This window comes from Nocardiopsis camelliae, from assembly GCF_028993595.1.
Classification (GTDB): domain Bacteria; phylum Actinomycetota; class Actinomycetes; order Streptosporangiales; family Streptosporangiaceae; genus Nocardiopsis; species Nocardiopsis dassonvillei.
This window is the reverse complement of the sequence record NZ_CP118614.1, coordinates 601,613-622,762: the sequence shown is the minus strand read 5'-3', so window position 1 is coordinate 622,762 and position 21,150 is coordinate 601,613. Positions and strand designations below refer to the sequence as shown.

Sequence of the window (21,150 nt, the reverse complement as noted above, 5' to 3'; positions counted from 1 at the left end):
GACCCCCGTGCCGGACCGCGGGGCCCGGCTACTCGGTGACGAAGTAGCAGGACTCGTACAGGTCGCCGCCGGAGAGGTCGACGGTGCCGTGCAGCGGCGGGCTGAAGAGCGAGTCCTTCGAGGTGAGCAGCACCCGGTACTCGCCCGGTTCGAGTTCGACGCGCATGACGTCGCCGTCGTCGAAGCAGGAGTTGCCCGCGGGCGGCGAGCTGTAGACCTCGCAGTCCTCGCACGCGGGGGTGATGATCTCCTCGTGGACGGCGTCCGGCCCGACGTAGAGGAACTGCATCTCGTGCGGGGTGTTGTTGGTGATCTCCAGGACGCTCTTGTCGCTGCCGGAGCCGCCGGTGGGCACGGGGGCGAAGTCGACCTCGCCGATCGAGGTCATGGCGTCCATCCTCTCCTCGATGCGCCCGGCGCCGATGTGGGTGACCATCCGCTCGACCTCGTCGGTCTCGTGGTCGGGGTACTCCGCCTCCAGGAGGGCGGCCATCTCGTCGGCGGTGTCGAACGAGCCCTCGTCCACGCTCTCCCAGCCGCAGTTGAACGCGGCGTCGGGGCGCTCGGCGGCGATGCGCTCGGCGATCTCGGGGGCGGCGTCCCAGGCCAGGCCGGAGAACATGTCGATCTGACTGAAGCCCGCGCACCAGTACTCGGCGGCGTACTCGCTGGTACCCGCCTCGTAGAGGTCGGCGAGCGCGGTGGGGACCTGGCCCGCGGCCTCGGTGCCCTCGTAGTCCGTGAGGATCACGGTGTAGATCTCGTGCGCCCGCAGCATGTTCTGGCGGTACAGCTCGTCGACCTCGCCGCCGAAGACCTCCCCGGCCGCGGCCACCAGGCCGGCGGCGTAGGAGAGGTGGATGTCGGCGACCTCGCCGTCGGTGTCCTCCCAGCGGGCGGAGGGGTGCTCGAAGTAGGCGGCGTAGGAGTCCAGGGCCTGCCCGTACTCCTCGGCGGCCACGTCGGACTGGGCGCGCTCCAGGAGCGCGCAGGCCTCGGCGCCCGCGCGGGCGCGCGACATGAGCGAGGGGGAGAAGGAGAGCTGGAAGAGGTCCTCCACGCTCCCGTAGGCGGCCACGGCCTCGGAGGGGCCGCACTCGCCGCGGGCGTGGGCGGCGTCGGCGACGCGCAGCCGCCACTCCCCCGCCTGCCACACGCCGGTGAGGGTCACCAGCAGCGCCAGCGCCAGTCCGGCGGCGGTGAGGAGGGGCAGCACCCGCTTGGAGGGCTGTTCCCCCCTGCCGATCAGGCGCTCGTCGCGGGAGCGCCCCGCGAACAGGCCGTGCACGGCCGCGGCGGCGAACCAGGCCAGGAGGACCGGCACCCACAGCAGGAGGTTGTCGGCGGCGCCGAGGACGGCGGCGGTGATCAGCAGGCCGAGGGTGACGACGAGCGCGGCGGCGAAGAACGGCCACTGGCGCAGGTAGACGTACCCGGCTCCCGTGCCCGACGCGTTGAGCAGGGAGGTGCGCAGCGCGGACGGGGAGGAGAACAGGCCGAGCCGGGGCGGCTTCGGGGGCGGCAGCGGGCCGAACTGCCCCGGAGGCGGACCGCCGGGAGGCATTCCGCCGGGAGGCATTCCGCCGGGAGGCATTCCGCCAGGAGGGGGACCCATCGGCGGCGGGCCTGCGGGGGGCATCGCACCGGGGGGAGGTCCCATCGGCGGCGGTCCGCCCCGGGGCGTCCCGCCCGGGGGCGGCGTCATGCCGGGCGGCCTGCCACCGGGAGGAGGCCCCATGGGGGACGGACCGCCGGGAGGCGTACCGCCCGGAGGCGGGCCGGGCACACCGCCCGAGTACATCCCGCCCGCGGGTGTGCCCCCGGTGGGCGCACCGCCGTGGAAGGCCCCTCCGGCCGGTCCGGCGCCGGTCGGGCCGCCCTGGGCGGGGCGGCCCCCCGTGGGGCCGCCTCCTGTGGGGTCGCTCCCCGCGGGGTCGGCGCCGGTCGGGCCGGAAGGCGCGGGCCCCGGGGGCGGGAAGCCTCCGCCGGGCGGCTGGGAAGGGTCGGGCGGGGGAGGGGGAGAAGTCATGGAGGACCCTGGAATCAGGAGATGGGGGAGATCCCGCGCGTACGGGACCGAGGGGGCGGTGTACACCCTTCACCGAAGACACTACCCAGGTCCCCCGACATCGGACCCCGCGAGGCGGGCCGCTTCCGGCCATCTCCCCCGTGCGTCACACCACCGGCACCGAGCGGCGCGTCAGCTTCCGGAGAGCGCGCCGCTGCGGTCCCGGGCCGCCTCGATCGCGTCGGTGAAGGCCGTGCGCACGCCGTGCCGCTCCAGCTCGCGCAGCGCGGCGGCGGTGGTGCCGCCCGGAGAGGTGACGGCTTCGCGCAGCACGACCGGGTGCTCGCCCGAGCCGTTGAGCATGGCGGCGGCGCCCGTGATGGTCTGTCCGACCAGCTTCTGCGCGGTGGCGCGCGGCATCCCCATCGCCACACCGGCCTCGATCATCGTCTCGGCGATGAAGTAGAAGTAGGCGGGGCCGCTGCCGGAGATGGCGGTGACGGTGTCCATGTGCTGCTCGCCCACGCGGATGACCTCGCCGACCGTGCCCAGCAGCGCCTCGGCGCGGTCCAGGTGGTCCTCACCGGTGTGGGCTCCGCCCGCGATCGCGGTCATCCCCTGCCCCATCAGGGCGGGCGTGTTGGGCATCGCGCGGACGACGGGGGTCCCGGAGGGCAGGTGCTCCTCCAGCACGGCGGTGGTGATCCCGGCCGCCACGGAGATCACGAGGCAGGAGGAGGACAGGCGCGGCGCCAGGTCGTCCAGCAGCGCCACCATGTCCTGGGGCTTGAGCGCGAGCAGGAGGGTGTCGGCGCGCTTGGCCGCGTCCGCGGCCGGGACCACCTCGATCCCGTAGCGGGCGCGCAGCTCCCCGGCGTGCTCCTCGCGCGGCTCGGTGACGAGGACGTCCTCCGGCGCGTGGCCCGTGGCCAGCATTCCGGCGAGCAGAGCCTCGCCCATCTTCCCGGCACCGATGATGGCGATCATGAAGGGTCCTTCCTGCGGATACCTCCACGCTAACGGCACCGGTGACCCCGCGTGGACGCCGGATCCCACTGTGTGGACACCCGGCCCTCACCCGGGGTCGACGGTGCCCTTGTCGTCCACGGTGCCGCCCTCGTCGACCGCGAAGCGCCGGGGCGGCGCCGAGGGGGCGCGGCGCAGCAGCGCGATGCGCTCGCGGCGGTCGCGCGGCCGGTCGCCGGGGCCCCCGGTACGGGCGAAGTGCAGCCGGGTGAAGGCCAGGGCCTCGGCCAGCTCGCGCATGCGCGCCTGGCGGTCGGGGGCCTTGCGGGTGCTGACCTCAAGGACCAGCTGGCCCCCGAAGCCGTTCCCGGCGAGGTACTCCAGCAGCTCGCCCACCGGCTGGCGTCCGCGCCCGGGGATGAGGTGCTCGTCGAGGTTCTGGCCGCCGATGCCGTCGGCCACGTGGATGTGGGAGAGGCGGTCGCCCAGGCGCTTGGCCATGTCCATGGCGTCGGAGCCGGACATGGCGGTGTGCGACAGGTCGAGCGTGACGTCGGGGTAGTCCCGGTCGAGCGGGTTCCAGCTCGGCGCGTAGGGGACGACCTCGCGGTCGCGCACGCGCACCGGGTACATGTTCTCCACGGCGAAGACGACGTCGGTCTCGTCCTGCATGCGGGAGATACCGGCCTCGAACTCGCGGGCGTAGTCGCGCTGCCATCGGAAGGCGGGGTGCACCACGATCGTCTTGGCGCCCAGGGCCTCGGCCATCTCCTTGGAGCGGACGAGTTTGCCCCAGGGCTCCCTGCCCCACACCCGCTGGGTCAGGACCAGGCAGGGCGAGTGGACCGCGGTGACGGGGATCTGGTGGTAGTCCGAGAGGCGCCGCAGGAGGTCGATGTCCTGGCTTGCCGGATCGGAGGAGACGAGCACCTCCACGCCGTCGTACCCCAGCTTCGCGGCGATCTCGAAGGCGGCCGGGGTCTTCTCCGGGTAGACCGACGCCGACGACAGGACGACGGGCGCGTCTGGGACCTGGATAGGGCTCACGCCAACCAGAGTATGCGCTAACACGCCTCCTGTGCGTACCGCCCGCGTGAACGCGGCGTGCCGTTCTCCCCACGCCCTCCCCCACGGAGGGTGCGGGCGCCGGTCGCGAGGCGGTGGTGGGAGGGCCCGCGGGTGCACCCGCGGAGCCCTGGTTCGTGGTTGCCGACCGCCACGTCGTCGGGGCGGTCGGGCGCGGCCGGGGTCACTCCCCGGGGCGTGTGGGGCGGCCGTCAGCGCGCTGCGCGAGGCCCGCCCGTCTCACAGCCGTACGGCGCCTGCGAGATCGTACTTGTGGACGTCCCGCTCGCGGACGTGGTCCCCGGAGTTCGGCGCGTCGATCATGCGCCCGTCACCCAGGTAGATGGCGACGTGGTAGGCGTAGCCGCCGCTGTCGGCCCAGTACAGGATGTCGCCCCTGCGGGCGTTGGAGTAGGAGACCCGGCTCCCGGCGCCGACCTGGTCGTGGGCGATGCGGGGCAGTTCCACCCCGGCCTGCTTGTAGGCCCACTGGACGAGTCCCGAGCAGTCGAAGCCGTTGGGGCCGGTGCCTCCCCAGCGGTAGGGGGTGCCCTTCTGGGACTCGGCGGCGTTGATGGCGTCCTCCACCGTCGACGTGGACAGCGACATGTGGACGCGCCGGGGTCCGGCGGAGTCCTGCGCGGCGGGTGCGGCCTGCTGCGCCGGTCGCACCGGCTGCGGGGACTGGACCGGCTGGGCGGGCGCGGGCGCCGCGCCGGCGGCCAGGGCGGCGGCGGTGAGCGCCGCGACGGCGAGCGCGCGCCCGCCGCTCCTGCGCGGAGGAACGGACGAGGCCTGCCGCCCCGGGTCCGTGGGACGACAGGCCTGCCTTTGCTCGTGGTGTCGCGGTATTCGCATGACGGTGGTTCTCCCGCTCTCGCTCGGAGCGTCGCGGCGCCCACGTCACTGTGACGCGGATCTCCCCGTCGCGACGCCCTCACCATTCGTCACACAGACCACGCGATATGTCACTCTCCGTAGTGCGAACGGCCGCCAAAGACGGTAAAGAGTCCTTGACCTTCGGGGGGCGAAAGCACCCAGGTCACCATCGAACGGGCTCCCCTCCCCGGCGGCCGGCCACCCCGGGCTACGCGGCGTCGTCCACGGGCGCGGGGACCCCCAGCTCGGCTCCCACGAAGTCGGCCGTGGCCTGCATACCGAGGAAGTTCGGGTGCACAGGGGCCCCGTTCTCGGGGATCAGGCCCTCCACCCAGCGGGTGTCGGAGGACTGGCAGACGTCGTGGCCGCGCTCGAAGACGTCCACGAAGACCGCGCCCTGGGCCTCGGCCTCCTCCGCGATCATCGCGTTCAGCGAGGTCTGCGCCTCGTCCAGGAAGGGCACGTCGCCCACCGCGATGGGCGTGCTCGGCCAGCAGCCCCAGCTCTCGGGCAGGATCTGGAGGTAGCCCACGGCCAGGACCGTGGCGTCGGGGCTGCGCTCGGCGATGTCGGCGTAGACGCCCGCGACCTCCGGGCGCAGGTCCTCGATGCGCTGGTCGAGCTCGTCGCCGTAGTGCTCGGCGCACGGGTCGCCCAGCGGGTTGCTCAGGCTCTGCTTGGCGCACTCCAGGAGCACCTCGGAGAAGCCGAAGTCGTTGCCCGAGATCCCGACGGTGACCAGGTCGGTCTCCGGGGTCAGGGCGTCGAGCTGGGGCGGCGTGTCGTCGAACTGCGGCTCGTAGAGGTCGTTGACGACCGCGCCCGAGCAGCTGGCGTCCGTGAAGTCGGTGATGCCCATCCGCTCGGCGAGCATCGTGGGGTAGTTGTTGGACGTGCGCAGGCAGCCCAGCAGCGGCATGCTGCTGCTGACCCTCTCCTCCCTGATCAGCGGACCGGCGACGAAGGAGTCGCCGAGGGAGACGTAGCTGTCGAAGGCGGGCGCCTGCGCGGTCTCGGCGGCGGCGGGCGCGGCGACCAGGGACGCGCTCAGCGCGGCGACGGCCACGGGGACCAGGGCACGGCGCGGGGATCGGGGCGCGGCGGTGGCGGATGTACGGAGCACGCGGGTTTCCTCTCCATGGAGCGGGGGCGTTGGAGCTGTCGGACCCTAGGAATTCTTTAACACGACCTACGGGATAAGGTGCCTAACTCGTAGGTAACTTTCATGTGTCTCCGAAAGGTCCCTTTACTCCTCGCGACGGGGTTGTCCCAGGAAGCCGCTAGCGTGGCCACCATGGCGAAGGCAGCGAAGACCACGTTCCGGTGCGCGGAGTGCGGATGGAGCACCCTCAAGTGGGTGGGCCGCTGCGGCGAGTGCCAGGCCTGGGGCACGGTCGAGGAGGCGGGCGCCCCCGCGCCCTCCGCCGTCGCGCCCGCGCCCGTCACCTCCCGGGCCCGGCCCATCACCGAGATCAGCGTGGAGAGCGCCGAGGCCGTCCCCACCGGCGTCGACGAACTCGACCGGGTCCTGGGCGGCGGCGCGGTCCCGGGCGGCGTGGTGCTGCTCGCCGGCGAGCCCGGCGTGGGCAAGTCCACCCTCCTGCTGGAGGTCGCCGCGATGCGCGCGGCCGAGGGCCCCGTGCTGTACGTGACCGGGGAGGAGTCGGCCGGGCAGGTGCGGCTGCGCGCCGAGCGGCTCGGCGCGCTCTCCGACAAGCTCTTCCTGGCCGCCGAGACCTCCATCGCCGCCCTGGCCAGCCACGTGGACGCGGTCGGCCCCCGGCTGCTCATCGTGGACTCGGTGCAGACCATGGTCTCCCCCGACGCCACCGGCGTCCCGGGCGGCGTCAACCAGATCCGCCAGGTGACCGGCGCGCTGATCCAGATCGCCAAGGAGCGCGGGATCGCCACCGTGCTCGTCGGACACGTCACCAAGGACGGGTCCATCGCCGGTCCGCGGATGCTGGAGCACCTGGTGGACGTGGTGCTGCACTTCGAGGGCGAGCGCCACTCCCAGCTGCGGCTGCTGCGCGCGGTCAAGAACCGCTACGGACCCACCGACGAGATCGGCTGCTTCGAGCTGACCGAGTCCGGCATCGTCGGCCTGCCCGATCCGAGCGGGCTGTTCCTCACCGAGCGCACCGACCCGGTGCCGGGCACGTGCGTCACCGTCACCCTGGAGGGGCGGCGCCCGCTCATCACCGAGGTCCAGGCCCTGGTCGCGCCGACCCCGCTGCCCGCGCCGCGCCGGGCCACCTCGGGCCTGGACACCTCGCGGGTGAACATGATCCTGGCGGTGCTGGAGAAGCGCACGGGCATGAAGCTGGCCAACATGGACGTGTACGCGTCCACGGTGGGCGGCGTGAAACTGACCGAGCCCGCTGTGGACCTGGCGCTGGCCATGGCGGCGGCCAGCTCCAACAACGACGTCGCGCTGCCCGTCGGCTTCATCGCGATCGGCGAGGTGGGCCTGGCGGGCGACGTGCGCACCGTGAGCGGCGTGCGGCGCCGGGTGTCGGAGGCTCAGCGCCTCGGCTTCACCGAGGCGGTCGTGCCCAAGCACTTCGGCGACCCGGTGCCGGGCATCCGCGTCCACGAGGTGGAGGAGCTGAGCGAGGCCCTGAGCCGGGTGGCGCGGCGGTCGCGGCGGGCCCGCGCCCCCCGGGACGGCGACTGAGCGCGGATCCCCCGCGGACCGGCGCGTCAGAAGTCGAAGACGGCGCCCTTCTCGCTCACGAGCACGCACTCGTTGGAGAACTCCTCGCGGTAGTCCTCGGTGCCGTAGGCCACGGCGACCACCGGGTCGTAGACGAACGTGCAGGGCCGCTCCCTGCCCTCGACCGCCGCCAGCGAACCGGCCTCGGCGATGGCCTCGCAGGCCTCGGCAGCTCTGGGGTGCGTGCCGGCGGCGACGGGTGCGCACACCAGCGTGACCTCACGCGTCTCACCGGTGGTGAGGCCGTGGACGCGCAGGATGTAGCCGTTCTCACCGGTCTGCGCGGCCTCGGCGGCGTGCGCGGGCGCGGCGAGCGCCAGCGCGAGGACGGGAGCGGCGACTAGGGCCGGGACGATGCGATTCACGACAGCCTCCAGGGACGTGCGGATTCCAGACAGCACGGATGGTAATCGAACCATTACACGAAGCTGTCGCTTTTCCGCGAGGTCGCCGGAATTTCCCCGCGAAGGGGTTGCGGCCCGACCCGAATCCCGGGCGATAAGAAGAGAATGCGGTGTTATGACGGATTTCCCGTCACTCCCGCGAGGACACCCCCGCCAGGTGCCCCACGAGCCCGAAGCCGTCGGACCGCAGGTCTCCCCCGGCGTCGGCCGTCCAGCGGCTGACCGAGGCCGCCGCCGCGGGCTCCCGCCCGCCGACCCGCCGCAGCTCGGCCTCGTCCAGGCCCTCCAGGACGCCCCGGAGCAGGACCACGACGGGCTCGTGCGCGAACAGCAGCACCCGCTCACCCGGGTACTCCGCGCACAGGTCGCGCAGGAACGAGCGCAGCCGCAGCAGGACGTCGGCCAGGGACTCGCCGCGCTCGGGGCGGTGGTGCGTCCGGTCGGCCAGGCGCCGGGGCGCCTCGCCGGGATCGTACTCGTCGACCATGGCCGGGGTCATGAACGTGAAGGGGCCGCCGTCGAGGTCGCGCAGCCGCTCGTCCGGGTGCACGGGCAGGTCCATCCCGGCCGCCTCCAGCGCCAGCACGGCGGTGCGGCGGGCGCGCAGGTAGGTGGAGGAGAACACGACGCCGGGCCGCCGCTCGCCGGGCAGGTCCGCCAGCCAGCCCGTGCCCACGGCGCGGGCCTGGCGCTCTCCCAGCGCGGTGAGGTCCACGTCGGCGTTGCGCGCGGGCAGGCCCGCCGTGTCCAGGCGGCCGCCGTCGCGCGCGGCGGCGGCCAGGGCGGCGTTGAAGGCGCTCTGCCCGTGGCGGACGACCGTCAGTTCCGCGGGACCGCGGTAGCGCATGGGGGCTCCTTCGGGGACGAGAGCGGGCACTCCCGTGGGGAGCGCCCGCTTGGGAGCGCTCCCAACCGCAGGAAGGCTACCCCCGAACCCCGGCGGCGTAAAGGGGGCCCTCCGCGTCGCGGCACCTCCACGGGGCGGCGCCCACACGGCGGGGCCGGGGGCGGCGCACACCCCCGGCCCCGTGTCGTGCGGCCGCTCAGGCCTTGAGCTGGAAGGGGAGCTCGGGCTGGTCCCCGGCGTAGTCCCCGTGCAGGTTGGCCCGGTACCAGCCGGGCTGGGCCGAGGCGTCGGTGCCGCGGCAGTCCTCGAAGGAGCGCATCCGCTCCCAGCTGAACGTGTACTCGTGCGGGACGCCCCTGCTGATCTGGCGCTTCTCCGCGCTCCGGCCCTCAGCGCAGTCGGCGGTGGAGAAGATCCGGTCGTCGCCCGAGTGGATGCGGATCTCCATGGCCTCGCCGCCCATGTCCACGGTGCAGGTCTGCTCGGCGGTGTTGACCACGGTGATCCTGAAGCCCGGGTCGGCGCCGGCTCCGTAGACCTCCTGGTCCTCCTCCGCGTACTCGAAGGTCACCACGACGTCCTGCGGGCGGCAGGCGTCCTCTGGGCGCTCCGGAGCGGGCACCTCGCCGTCCTCCCCGCCCCCGGCGGAGTCGCCGTCGCCGGCCGCGGAGCCGCCGGAGCCCTCGGAGTCCTCAGCGCCCTCGGAGGGGTCGGCGCTCTCCCGCGCCCCCTCGGAAGGATCGGCCTCGGGTTCCTCGCTCGCGTCCGCGGAGGGCTCCGTGGGTGAGACACTGGGGGAGGCCTCGATGCCCGCGTCCGAGCGGGTCGGCTCGCCGCTCTCCTCCCCGGAGGGACGGCAGGCGTACGCGATGAGCGCGAGCAACAACAGGGCCCCGGCCAGCACGAAGGCTCGCCGCTTCCAGTAGGTCTCGCGGCTGACGGCTCCTGGTTGTCCGGTACTTGACGCCATGCGCCGTAGTATTGCGGTTTTGCGTGTACCTCACCTACTCAACCCGCCGATTCCCAGTTAAAGATGAGCGATAACCCTTACAGCACCCCGGTTCTGGCGTGGTACGAGAGCCACGCCCGCGATCTCCCCTGGCGACGGCCCGACGCCTCACCGTGGTCGATCCTGGTCAGCGAGATCATGCTCCAGCAGACGCCCGTGGTGCGCGTCCTGCCCGCCTGGAGCGCCTGGATGGAGCGGTGGCCCACCCCGGCCGACCTGGCACGGGAGCCCTCCGGGGAGGCTGTGCGCATGTGGAACCGGCTCGGCTACCCGCGCAGGGCGCTGCGCCTGCACGCGTGCGCGGTGGCGATCACCGGGGAACACGGCGGACGGGTCCCGGAGGACCACGCCACCCTGCTGTCCCTGCCGGGCGTGGGCTCCTACACCGCGGCGGCGGTGGCGAGCTTCGCCTTCGGTCAGCGGCACGCCATTCTGGACACGAACGTTCGACGTGTCCTGGCAAGAGCCGAAACCGGGGTCCAGTACCCGCCGAAAACCCAGACGAAGGCGGAGACCGCCCTCGCCGAGTCCCTGCTGCCGTCCGCGCCCTCGGTGGCCGCCCGCTGGGGCGTGGCCGTCATGGAGCTGGGGGCGCTGGTGTGCACCGCGCGCACGCCCGCGTGCGCGGACTGCCCGATCGCCCACCAGTGCGCCTGGCGGCTCGCGGGCAAGCCCGCCTACGACGGTCCGCCGCGGCGCGGCCAGACCTACGCGGGCACCGACCGGCAGGTGCGCGGACGGCTGCTGGCGGTGCTGCGCGACTCCGCCCACCCGGTGCCCAAGGGCGCGCTGGACGTGGTCTGGGACGACCACGTCCAGCGCGAGCGGGCCCTGGACGCGCTGGTGTCCGACGGCCTGGTGGACCCCCTGGACGACGGCCGGTACGCCCTGCCGGGCTGAGAGCGCCCCGGCCGGGGGAGGCCGGTCACCGCACGGCGACCGCGCGGGACGCGGTCGGACGGCGCGGCGGGAGGTCCTCAGGTCCTCGGGCCGGAGTACCGCGCCGCGGCGGTCCCGGACTCCCCCGCGGGATCGGACCCGGTTCCGGAGTGGCCGTCGCTGCACGGCGCGCCCGGCTCCGGGGTGTTCTCGCCCTGGACGAACTCCACGAGGTACTCCGCCAGGCGCGGGTCCGCGGGGTCCTCCAGCAGGATCTGTGAGCCCCAGGCCGACGCCACCACCGGGGCGGGCAGGCCCTCCACGGGGCTGACCACCAGGTAGTCGCCGGGCGAGTAGTACCCGGCCAGGGTCTGGACCTGCGCCTGGGAGAGCCCGGGGTCGTAGGCGATCCACACGGCGCCGTGCTCCTGGGCGTGCACGACGTACTCCGAGCGCAGGGGCTGGTCGTAGACGCCGCAGTTCTGCCAGATCGGGTAGTGCGGCCCGCCCGCGGGCGGGAACATCCCGTAGTCGACGGTCTCGCCCTCGTCCACGTGCTCGCTGGACAGGCCCTCGTAGTACCGGACCTCGCCGATGCCCTCGGCGGAGGCGCCGCCGCCACCGCCGGAGAACAGCCACACCGCGGCGATCCCGCCGCCCAGCATGAGGACGACGACCAGGGCCACGGCCCCGATGATCAGGCCGGTCCCGCCCTTCCCGCGCGGCTGGGGCCGGGGCGGGTACGGGCCGGGCGGACCGTAGGGCCCCTGGGGTCCGTGGGGCCCCTGGGGTCCGTGGGGCCCCTGGGATCCGTGGGGGCCTTGGAGCCCGTGAGGGCTTTGGGGTCCGGGCGGACCGCCGTGGGGGCCCTGCGGCCCCGTGGGCGGCGGCGCCGCGCCCGGGGGGACCTGCCCCGGAGGAGGCGGACCACCGGCCGGGGGCGGACCACCGGGCGGAGGCTGGCCGCCGGGGGGCTGGCCGCCGGGCGGAACCGCACCGTGGTGTCCTGGGGGCGCCTCACCCGGCCGGGGACCGTGCGGAGCGGGTCCGGGCTGCGGCTGCCGCGCCTGCCACGGATCGTGCTGTCGGGGATCTGGATGAGTCACGTTCGCACCTTAGAACATGGCGGGCGGACGCACACCCCGCGGCCGACGCGCGACGTCGGCCCCGCGCGCCCCGCCCCAGCACGACGAAGGGGGCACCCCCGAAGGGGTGCCCCCGATGTCACGGGCGGCCGGGCGGTGCTACTCCCGCTTGCCCGCGGCCGACTCCTCGACCTCGGGCGTGTCCGGCACCGCGGCCGGCTTGGGCACGCCCTTGAAGGTGAACTTGGCGTCCGTGCCCTCGCCCTCGGCGTCGATCACCACGATCTGACCCGCCTTGAGGTCGCCGAACAGGATCTTCTCGGACAGCTGGTCCTCGATCTCCCGCTGGATCGTCCGGCGCAGCGGACGGGCGCCCAGCACGGGGTCGAACCCGCGCTCGGACAGGATCTGCTTGGCCTTGGGCCGCAGCTCGATCCCCATGTCCCGCTCCTTGAGACGGCTGTCCAGGCTCGTGATCATCAGATCCACGATCTGGAAGATCTCCTTCTCCGTCAGCTGGTGGAAGACGATGATGTCGTCCACACGGTTGAGGAACTCGGGCCGGAAGTTGGTCTTGAGCTCCTCGCTGACCTTGGCCTTCATCCGCTCGTAGTTGGTCTGGGCGTCGTCCTCCTTGGCGAAGCCCATGGCCTGGCCCTTGGAGATGTCCCGGGTGCCCAGGTTGGTCGTCATGATGATGACCGTGTTCTTGAAGTCGACGTTGCGACCCTGGGCGTCGGTGAGACGTCCCTCCTCCAGCACCTGGAGCAGCGAGTTGAAGATGTCGTTGTGGGCCTTCTCGATCTCGTCGAAGAGCACCACGGAGAACGGCTTGCGGCGCACCTTCTCGGTGAGCTGACCGCCCTCCTCGTAGCCCACGTACCCGGGCGGGGAGCCGAACAGCCGCGAGACGGTGTGCTTCTCCATGAACTCGGACATGTCCAGCTGGATCAGCGCGTCCTCGTCCCCGAACAGGAACTCGGCCAGCGTCTTGGACAGCTCGGTCTTACCCACACCGGACGGACCGGCGAAGATGAACGAACCACCCGGGCGCTTGGGGTCCTTGAGCCCGGCGCGGGTACGGCGGATCGCCTGGGAGAGCGCCTTGATGGCGTCCTCCTGGCCGATGACGCGCCGGTGCAGCTCGTCCTCCATGCGCAGCAGCCGGGAGGACTCCTCCTCGGTGAGCTTGAAGACCGGGATGCCGGTGGAGGCGGCCAGGACCTCGGCGATGAGCTCCTCGTCCACCTCGGCCACGACGTCCATGTCGCCGGCCTTCCACTCCTTCTCCCGCTGCGCCTTCTTGCCCAGGAGCTGCTTCTCGTCGTCGCGCAGCGACGCCGCCTTCTCGAAGTCCTGCGCGTCGATCGCGGACTCCTTGTCGCGGCGCACCCCGGCGATCTTCTCGTCGAACTCACGCAGGTCCGGCGGAGCGGTCATCCGGCGGATGCGCATCCGCGAGCCCGCCTCGTCGATGAGGTCGATCGCCTTGTCCGGCAGGAACCGGTCGCTGATGTAGCGGTCGGCCAGCTGCGCGGCGGCCACCAGCGCGCTGTCGGTGATGGAGACCCGGTGGTGGGCCTCGTAGCGGTCGCGCAGGCCCTTGAGGATCTCGATGGCGTGCGTGATGGTCGGCTCGTCCACCTGGATGGGCTGGAAGCGGCGCTCCAGCGCGGCGTCCTTCTCCAGGTACTTGCGGTACTCGTCCAGCGTGGTCGCGCCGATGGTCTGCAGCTCACCCCGGGCCAGCATGGGCTTGAGGATGGAGGCGGCGTCTATGGCACCCTCCGCCGCGCCCGCGCCGACCAGCGTGTGCAGCTCGTCGATGAACAGGATGATGTCGCCGCGGGTGCGGATCTCCTTGAGCACCTTCTTGAGGCGCTCCTCGAAGTCACCGCGGTAGCGGCTGCCCGCGACCAGCGCGCCCAGGTCCAGCGTGTACAGCTGCTTGTCCTTGAGCGTCTCCGGGATCTCGCCCTTGACGATCTTCTGGGCCAGGCCCTCGACCACGGCCGTCTTGCCGACGCCGGGCTCACCGATCAGGACCGGGTTGTTCTTGGTCCTGCGGGACAGGACCTGCATGACCCGCTCGATCTCCTTGTCCCTGCCGATGACCGGGTCGAGCTTGCTCTCCCGGGCGGCCTGGGTCAGGTTGCGGCCGAACTGGTCCAGCACCAGCGAGGTGGAGGGGGTGGACTCCGACGAGGCGCCGGTGGCCTGCGGCTCCTTGCCCTGGTAGCCGTGCAGCAGCTGGATGACCTGCTGGCGCACGCGGTTGAGGTCCGCGCCCAGCTTGACCAGGACCTGGGCGGCGACGCCCTCGCCCTCGCGGATCAGGCCCAGCAGTATGTGCTCGGTACCGATGTAGTTGTGGCCCAGCTGAAGCGCCTCGCGCAGCGACAGCTCCAGGACCTTCTTGGCCCTCGGGGTGAACGGGATGTGCCCCGACGGCGCCTGCTGCCCCTGGCCGATGATCTCCTCAACCTGCTGCCGAACCGCTTCGAGGCTGATACCAAGGCTCTCCAGAGCCTTGGCGGCGACGCCCTCACCCTCGTGGATGAGACCGAGCAGGATGTGCTCCGTACCGATGTAGTTGTGGTTGAGCATCCTGGCCTCTTCCTGGGCCAGAACCACCACTCGCCGCGCGCGGTCGGTAAACCTCTCGAACATGTCTCGTCGCTCCTCTACAGAGCGGTCAGGCAGGGACGGTTCACTCCGACCCAACTCTTCCGCATATCGGCCCCACAGGGATGAACCGCCCCGGGGAGCGCTGTCGCACCCGTCCGTACGGTCGACCGGCTGCCGACCAGACGTAGGCCTCCGTACGGTCGGCCGCAGCCGTCCGTGCCAGAGACTTTCCCCGACGATAGGGCGTTCACCCAACATCCAACTACCAATTGCGGCGCCAGATTTCCCTGTACGCCGAAGGCGAACGGCCCGGGCTCTCCCTGTGTCACAGGAGTGCCCGGACCGCGCACGTGTAAGCGTTATCGGCTCTGAGCGAACAAGCCGCGTGTTGTTCTTCCGACCGGACCGTTCGGGCGGGGAAAGCGGGAAATACGCGCCGTCGACCGGGGCGGGGGATGGTGTGGGACTCGGATCCCGCGACCGGGGCCGCGGGACCGGAAGCGAGTGCCCTTCCCCGGCAACCGGGAGGTCGCGTGCGGCCCCGACCGTTCGTGGGCGGTCGCGCGCGGAGGCGGCGTCGGGGCGCTCCGGCGGACTGCCCCGCCCCGCCTCGCCGTCCGGCCCAGCGCGTGGGTGTGGCGGCGGAGGTCTGGAGCCGCGGGGCCGCAGGAGCGCTGTCTGGCGCCCCGTACCGCCCGAAGGACCCGTCGGGCCCGGCGTATCCCCTGGTATCCCGTGTCACTGGGCCGCGCCGCGGCCCGGGATGGTCGGGTTCGGGTGTCTTCCCCCGGCAGGTACCGACCGTAATTCGATCAAGACCTGACAACATTTCGGCGAACCGGGGGTCGGCGGCAAACCTAGCCCTTGATGGCCTCATATTCGGCGACGATCGCCGCAGGGATACGGCCGCGCTCATTGACGGGCTTGCCCGCGGCCTTCGCCCAGGCGCGAATCTCGGCGCTGCGCTCACGGCTGGGAGCATTCCGGCTGCCGGTGCGGCGGCCCGCGCTGCGGGACGCCTTGGCCGGAGCCTTGCGTGCGGCGTCGACGAACGGAGTAAGGGCCTCGCGGAGCTTGGCCGCATTACCCGCGCTGAGGTCGATTTCGTACACGGAGCCGTCCAGACCGAACGTCACCGTCTCCTCGGCCTCGCCGCCGTCGAGGTCGTCGACCAGGAAAACCTGGACCTTCTGTGCCATGGAATCAAACCTTTCAGAAGAGCGGTGTCTCCACACCTGAATGTAAAGCTATCTCGCGAGAACGCGGAAGACAATTCCCGGCGTGCCTGAAATCACCCGGACACCGTGTCGGGTTTCGGGGGTCACCGGAGGGCGCGCGGGATCGGCGAGATGGCCCGCGCACGCGCGTGGCCGGTTCGCCGCTCCCCGAGGAGCGCGTGATCGGTCGAGTACCGTATCAACGACCGTCGGATTCGGTGCGTTCCCCACCCCGGACAATCGGCGTCTCGTTCGCGGCTCCCGGCTCGGCGGCCTCGGAGCCGTCACTGCCCTCACCCGTGCCCTCGGCGGCCCTGTCCTTGCTGACCAGGCTTCCGTCCATCCGGCGGGGCGCCATCTCCTTGCGCAGGAGCTGGATGACGAAGGTGCAGAAGACGGCACCGACAACCACCGGTGGGATGAGCGCCGACAATACGTCGATCAGCCCGGGGGGAAGCACCGACGACAAAAAGTTCCCCATCGAAGCCGTCCACCCTTCCTGGTTGTTACTTATTGCAGCAAATACCCGACTCCGTGTCGGGCTGCTCCTGGGGGATGGCTCGCCAGGCACCCGGGCAAACGCATACCGGACATCATAGACATCGTTTGCCCCCGGTTTGACACTGGACGTACCCGGGACACCTCCGGCAAACCCGAAGGGGGCCAATGTCCGGCCGTGCGTTCGGCGCCCCGGTGTGTCCGCGGGGGAACACCGTGTCCACCGGTGTCAAATCCCGACCCTTCGCCACCGCTTCGCGGAACTTCCTTCAACGTGTGGGCGGGACTCCACCCCTGGGGTACACATTACCCGCCCCCTTCCCCGACCCCGCCATCCGGTTGTGCATAAGCTGCGCGGACACGGGGCGGACGCGGTGTTGGCCCGGCTGCGGCCCGTATGGGGAACTTGGTCCCGAGTGAGCGCGAAAACCTTTAGGTCCGGGTGGTTCGCGTTGGCGCGTCGAGGTGCACAAGCATGCGGGTGTTCCCGAGGGTGTTGGGCTTAACCCGCTCCAAGTCGAGAAATTCGGCGACGCCCTCGTCATAGGAACGCAGGAGTTCCTCGTACACCCGGGGGGAGACGGGTGTGCCCTGGATCCGGGCAAAGCCGTGTTTGGCGAAGAAACCGGTCTCGAATGTCAGGCAGAACACACGGCGCACGCCCAACTCCCGGGCGGTGTCCAGCAGCGCGGACACGATCCGGTGTCCGACGCCGAACCCGCGCAGGGAGGGGTCCACCGCGACGGTGCGCACCTCCGCCAGGTCCTCCCAGAGCACGTGCAGTGCGCCGCAGCCCACCACGCGGTACTCGGTCCCGGCTTCGGGGGGGTCGGTGCGCTCCGCTGCGGGGACGGGGGCGGGGGCGCCGGGAGGGGGCGCGGCGTGCGGGGAGGCCGGGCCGGAGCCGTCGGGGACCACCTCGGCCTCGGCCACCCAGAACTCCTGGACGTCCTCGTAGAGGTTGACGGTGCTCTTGGAGAGCACGCGCCGGTCGACGGTGTAGGTGTCGACGAGGCGCCGGACGGCGGCGACGTCGCGCGTCCTGGCGCGGCGCACGTGAACATGGCGAACGGGCATAGCCGGACCAGACTACGCCCGGGCCCCGCGCCCGGCGGACGCGAGCGGTCCGAAAACGCGTCGGCACCCACCGGTGCGCCGGTGGGTGCCGTGGTGGATGCCGCGCGGCCGCGGCGCCGTGCCGCGGACGGCTCAGATGAGCTGGCGCCGCGCGGCCCAGACGACCGCCTCGATGGGCGTGTTCACTCCGAGCACGTCGCAGATGTTGCGGATGCGGCGGCGCAGGGTGCGCGCGCTGAGTTCGAGGTGCCGGGCCGCCACCTCGGTGGTGACACCGGTGGCGATCTCGGCGAGCAGTTCGAGCTCCTCGTGGTTCAGTTCCACCGGCGCGTAGGGGCTGCTCACAGCCGTCTCGTGCGGGCGGGCCTGCAGGGGGACCACGTTCTCCCGGTGCTCCCTGGTCTGAAGGGCGCCCTGGTCGTCAGCGGTACGTCGTACGAGTGTGGCCTGTTCCACTCCGTCCTCCCTCATCATGTGAGTGCGGAACATCGACTCGTCGCCTGGCGGACGCGAGCGCGCCGGACACGGGTCTCCCCTGGTCCGGTGCGACGGACAACTCCCGGGCGCACCGCTGTCCCCCACGCATCCCTCTGGCACAGGGACTGGGGGCGGGCGCACGGACGTCGCAGGGGCCGGTTCGCTGGAGGCTGGGACGGACAGACTCCACCGAGGGCGCGCATGCGCGCGGGGAACGCGGACCGCGTCCGGCGGTCCCTCTCCCCGCTCGCCGTCGTTCTCGATCCACTTCGGCAAACTCCACGGGTCTCGACCCGCTCACAGCACGCTAGGCCGCAGAGATGATACCGTCAAGGCCCCATAAATCACCATGTGTAGTTATGGCGGTCCCTTCCGTGACAAAGTAATGGAAGGGAAAATACGCCGACTACATTGACCTGCGTAAACAACGTTCAGCGGAGAGTGGCCGAGTTCGCCGCGCCCCGGTCGGCAAAACTTCGGAACTGTCCGACCGGCCACGCGGCCGTGGCCTCCGGTTCGCGCGGCCTGTCCGGCCGGGATGGCGGAACCCGTGGTACGGGCCCTGCCCCGGCGCAGGGGACGGGGCCGCCGCAACGTGTGCGCGACGGCCCCGCTCCGCCTTTCGGTCATCCAATCTGCGCCGTTATATCCCCGGTAAATCCGGGCCCACGGCGCTCCGACTCAATCCCCGGAAGGCTTCACGAGCGGGAAAAGGACAGTTTCCCGGATGTTCTTTCCGGTGAAGGCCATGAGCAGGCGGTCGATACCGACTCCCACACCGCCGGTCGGCGGCATTCCGTACTCCAGGGCCCGCAGGAAGTCCTCGTCCAGCTGCATCGCCTCGGGGTCGCCCTCGGCGGCCATCAGCGACTGCCTGGTGAGGCGCTCGCGCTGCTCGACCGGGTCGACCAGCTCCGAGTAGCCCGTGCCCATCTCCATGCCGAAGCCGATGAGGTCCCACTTCTCGGTGAGCAGCGGGTCCTCGCGGTGCTGCCGGGTGAGCGGGCTGGTCTCCACCGGGAAGTCGCGCACGAAGGTGGGCTGGACGAGCGTGTGCTCCACCAGCTCCTCGAAGACGTGCTCCACGAGCTTGCCCTGGCCCCAGGAGGGGTCGTACTCCACTCCCCGGGAGTCGGCCAGGCGGCGGACCTCGTCGATCGGCGTGCGCGGGTCGACCTCGGCCCCCAGCGCCTCGGACACCGCCCCGTACAGGGTGACCTGCGGCCACTCCCCGCCCAGGTCGTAGGTGCGCCCGTCCCGCTCGACCACCGTCGAGCCGAACACGGCGCGCGCCGCCTCCTGGATGAGTTCGCGGGTCAGGTCGGCCATGACGTTGTAGTCGGCGTAGGCCTGGTAGAACTCCAGCATCGTGAACTCGGGGTTGTGCGTGGAGTCCGCGCCCTCGTTGCGGAAGTTGCGGTTGACCTCGAAGACCTTCTCCAGACCGCCCACGACCAGCCGCTTGAGGGACAGTTCGGGGGCGATGCGCAGGTACAGGTCCATGTCGTAGGCGTTGATGTGGGTGGTGAAGGGGCGCGCCGTGGCGCCGCCGTGCACCCGCATCAGCATGGGCGTCTCGACCTCGACGAAGTCGCGGGAGGCGAGCCCCTCGCGGATCGCGCGGATGGCGGCCGAGCGGCGGCGCACCATCTGCTGGGACTCGGGGTTGACGATGAGGTCGACGTAGCGCTGGCGGACCCGGGCCTCGGGGTCGGTCAGGCCCTTGTGCTTCTCCGGGAGCGGGCGCAGGCACTTGGCGGTCAGCGTCCAGCCGGTCACCAGGATCGACAGCTCGCCGCGGCGGGAGGTGATGACCTCCCCCTCCACGCCCACGTGGTCGCCGAGGTCGACGTCGGCCTTCCAGGCGTCCAGGCGCTCCCGGCCCACCTGGTCCAGGGACAGCATGATCTGGATGTCGCCGGTCTCGTCGCGCAGGGTGGCGAAGCACAGCTTGCCGCCGGTGCGGTAGAGCATGACGCGCCCGGCGACGGAGACCTCCACGCCCGTGCGGGTGTCCGGCTCCAGCCCCTGGTGTTTGTCGCGCACTGCCCCGATCGACGTGGACCGCGGGAAGGTCACGGGGAAGGGGTCGGTGCCCTCCTCACGCAGCCGGTCCAGCTTCTGGCGCCGGACCCGCATCTGTTCGGGCAGGTCGTCGTAGGTGTCGTCGTGCGCGTCATTCACGCGCACGATCCTACCGGCGGCCGCGGTCCGGCCCGACCGGTCGGCGTCCGCGGGCGCAGGGCGCGCTGCGGCGGTCGCGGTCCCGTCCCGGGGTAGGGGCAGGGTGGGTCGACAGTGACGCGGATCACTAGTATTGCGCTGCCCTGACCCGCGCCTTCACAGCCGAGAGCAGTACCTACCGAGAGACGGACCCCACTGGTGAGTGTTGAGGGAAGCACGAGAGCCGTCGTCACGGCGCTGTGCGCGAACCTGGGAATCGCCGCGACGAAGTTCGTGGCCTACCTCCTGACCGGATCGTCGTCGATGATGGCCGAGTCCATCCACTCGGTCGCCGACTCCAGCAACCAGGCACTGCTGCTCATCGGTGGCAAGCGGGCGCGCCGGGGCGCCACGGAGGAGCACCCCTTCGGCTACGGCCGCGAGCGCTACGTGTACGCGTTCATGGTGGCGATCGTGCTGTTCAGCCTGGGCGGCCTGTTCGCGCTCTACGAGGCCTGGCACAAGATCTCCCACCCCGAGCCGATCACGTCCTGGCAGTGGGTCCCCGTGGCCGTGCTGGTGGTGGCGATCGTGCTGGAGTCGTTCGCCATGCGCACGGCGATCAAGGAGTCCAACGCGGTCCGGGGCAGGGCGAGCTGGGTGCAGTTCGTCCGCCGCTCCAAGTCCCCCGAACTGCCGGTGATCCTGCTGGAGGACGCGGGCGCGCTGCTGGGGCTCGTGTTCGCCCTGGCCGGCGTCGGCCTGACCCTGATCACCGGCAACGGCCTGTGGGACGGCCTGGGCACCGCCGCCATCGGCGTCCTCCTGGTGGTCATCGCGGTCGTGCTGGCCGTCGAGGTCAAGAGCCTGCTGATCGGCGAGTCCGCCACGAGCGAGAACGTGCGGGCCATCCGCCGGGCCGTCGAGTCGGTCGAGGACATCGACCGCCTGATCCACATGCGCACCCAGCACGTGGGCCCCGAGGAACTGCTGGTGGCCGCCAAGGTGGCCGTGGACGCGCGCGACGACGCGGGCCGGATCACGCGGGCGATCAACGAGGCCGAGGAGCGCATCCGGGCCGCGGTGCCCATCGCCACGCTGGTCTACATCGAGCCGGACCTGTTCCGGAGCGGGGCCTCGCCGGAGGCGTCCCCCGGCGCCGTCTCCTCGGGCTGAACCGGGGGTGGTGCGGCGGCCGGTCCCGGCCGCCGCGCCACCCCCGCGACCGCGAA

18 protein-coding genes are annotated in these 21,150 nt (G+C 71.8%); 3 read left to right on the top strand and 15 right to left on the bottom strand.

Annotation, left to right across the window (positions count from 1 at the left end; genetic code table 11):
• Positions 1 to 28 precede the first annotated feature (28 nt).
• The 5 genes from PV789_RS02915 to PV789_RS02895 form a co-directional block, all read right to left on the bottom strand.
• On the bottom strand, positions 29 to 1,564 hold the full coding sequence (locus PV789_RS02915) for a DUF1109 domain-containing protein (RefSeq protein ID WP_274976044.1): 1,536 nt from the start codon (positions 1,562 to 1,564) through the stop codon (positions 29 to 31).
• Positions 1,565 to 2,200: 636 nt separating this feature from the next.
• Positions 2,201 to 2,995: a pyrroline-5-carboxylate reductase gene (gene proC / locus PV789_RS02910; protein WP_212641694.1), complete on the bottom strand. Its 795-nt coding sequence runs from the start codon at positions 2,993 to 2,995 to the stop codon at positions 2,201 to 2,203.
• A gap of 87 nt (positions 2,996 to 3,082) precedes the next feature.
• The gene (locus PV789_RS02905; protein WP_274976043.1) at positions 3,083 to 4,021 is read right to left on the bottom strand and encodes a sugar phosphate isomerase/epimerase family protein; all 939 of its coding nucleotides are present in this window, start codon (positions 4,019 to 4,021) and stop codon (positions 3,083 to 3,085) included.
• Positions 4,022 to 4,279: 258 nt separating this feature from the next.
• Positions 4,280 to 4,897, bottom strand: a complete 618-nt coding sequence (locus PV789_RS02900) for a C40 family peptidase (protein WP_274976042.1) — start codon at positions 4,895 to 4,897, stop codon at positions 4,280 to 4,282.
• A 229-nt stretch (positions 4,898 to 5,126) separates the two neighbouring features.
• Positions 5,127 to 6,041, bottom strand: coding sequence for an SGNH/GDSL hydrolase family protein (locus tag PV789_RS02895; protein ID WP_274976041.1), 915 nt, complete (start codon positions 6,039 to 6,041; stop codon positions 5,127 to 5,129).
• A gap of 171 nt (positions 6,042 to 6,212) precedes the next feature.
• Here PV789_RS02895 and radA point away from each other — a divergent pair, with 171 nt between their 5' ends.
• Positions 6,213 to 7,595, top strand: a complete 1,383-nt coding sequence (gene radA, locus PV789_RS02890) for a DNA repair protein RadA (RefSeq protein ID WP_274976040.1) — start codon at positions 6,213 to 6,215, stop codon at positions 7,593 to 7,595.
• 26 nt (positions 7,596 to 7,621) lie between these two features.
• Here radA and PV789_RS02885 read toward each other — a convergent pair whose 3' ends face one another.
• From PV789_RS02885 to PV789_RS02875, 3 genes are all read right to left on the bottom strand, one after another.
• Complete coding sequence (locus PV789_RS02885; protein WP_274976039.1) at positions 7,622 to 7,999, bottom strand: SSI family serine proteinase inhibitor; 378 nt, start codon at positions 7,997 to 7,999, stop codon at positions 7,622 to 7,624.
• Positions 8,000 to 8,168: 169 nt separating this feature from the next.
• Positions 8,169 to 8,885, bottom strand: a complete 717-nt coding sequence (locus PV789_RS02880; protein ID WP_274976038.1) for a histidine phosphatase family protein — start codon at positions 8,883 to 8,885, stop codon at positions 8,169 to 8,171.
• A gap of 196 nt (positions 8,886 to 9,081) precedes the next feature.
• Positions 9,082 to 9,789 (bottom strand): prolipoprotein diacylglyceryl transferase, encoded by a 708-nt coding sequence (locus PV789_RS02875; protein ID WP_274978031.1) that lies wholly within the window; start codon positions 9,787 to 9,789, stop codon positions 9,082 to 9,084.
• Positions 9,790 to 9,918: 129 nt separating this feature from the next.
• Here PV789_RS02875 and PV789_RS02870 point away from each other — a divergent pair, with 129 nt between their 5' ends.
• Complete coding sequence (locus tag PV789_RS02870) at positions 9,919 to 10,794, top strand: iron-sulfur binding domain-containing protein (RefSeq protein ID WP_212641701.1); 876 nt, start codon at positions 9,919 to 9,921, stop codon at positions 10,792 to 10,794.
• A 77-nt stretch (positions 10,795 to 10,871) separates the two neighbouring features.
• Here PV789_RS02870 and PV789_RS02865 read toward each other — a convergent pair whose 3' ends face one another.
• The 7 genes from PV789_RS02865 to lysX all read right to left on the bottom strand — a co-directional run bounded on the left by PV789_RS02865 (position 10,872) and on the right by lysX (position 20,041).
• A complete protein-coding gene (locus PV789_RS02865; protein ID WP_274976037.1) occupies positions 10,872 to 11,459 on the bottom strand; it encodes a thioredoxin-like domain-containing protein in 588 nt (195 codons plus the stop codon).
• Between the two features lie 558 nt (positions 11,460 to 12,017).
• A complete protein-coding gene (locus PV789_RS02860; protein ID WP_082166905.1) occupies positions 12,018 to 14,528 on the bottom strand; it encodes an ATP-dependent Clp protease ATP-binding subunit in 2,511 nt (836 codons plus the stop codon).
• An 815-nt stretch (positions 14,529 to 15,343) separates the two neighbouring features.
• A complete protein-coding gene (locus PV789_RS02855; RefSeq protein ID WP_013155980.1) occupies positions 15,344 to 15,685 on the bottom strand; it encodes a histone-like nucleoid-structuring protein Lsr2 in 342 nt (113 codons plus the stop codon).
• 217 nt (positions 15,686 to 15,902) lie between these two features.
• Positions 15,903 to 16,184 carry a hypothetical protein gene (locus tag PV789_RS02850; protein WP_274976036.1) on the bottom strand — a complete coding sequence of 94 codons (282 nt, stop codon included), beginning with the start codon at positions 16,182 to 16,184 and terminating at the stop codon, positions 15,903 to 15,905.
• Between the two features lie 449 nt (positions 16,185 to 16,633).
• The gene (locus PV789_RS02845) at positions 16,634 to 17,278 is read right to left on the bottom strand and encodes an amino-acid N-acetyltransferase (protein ID WP_274976035.1); all 645 of its coding nucleotides are present in this window, start codon (positions 17,276 to 17,278) and stop codon (positions 16,634 to 16,636) included.
• A gap of 132 nt (positions 17,279 to 17,410) precedes the next feature.
• Entirely contained in the window at positions 17,411 to 17,734 is a 324-nt protein-coding gene (locus tag PV789_RS02840) for a LuxR C-terminal-related transcriptional regulator (protein WP_212641704.1), read from the bottom strand.
• A 702-nt stretch (positions 17,735 to 18,436) separates the two neighbouring features.
• Positions 18,437 to 20,041 carry a bifunctional lysylphosphatidylglycerol synthetase/lysine--tRNA ligase LysX gene (gene lysX, locus PV789_RS02835; protein WP_274978030.1) on the bottom strand — a complete coding sequence of 535 codons (1,605 nt, stop codon included), beginning with the start codon at positions 20,039 to 20,041 and terminating at the stop codon, positions 18,437 to 18,439.
• 96 nt (positions 20,042 to 20,137) lie between these two features.
• Between lysX and PV789_RS02830 the strand changes: the two genes are divergently transcribed.
• A complete protein-coding gene (locus tag PV789_RS02830) occupies positions 20,138 to 21,094 on the top strand; it encodes a cation diffusion facilitator family transporter (RefSeq protein ID WP_274976034.1) in 957 nt (318 codons plus the stop codon).
• The last annotated feature ends 56 nt before the right edge of the window (positions 21,095 to 21,150 follow it).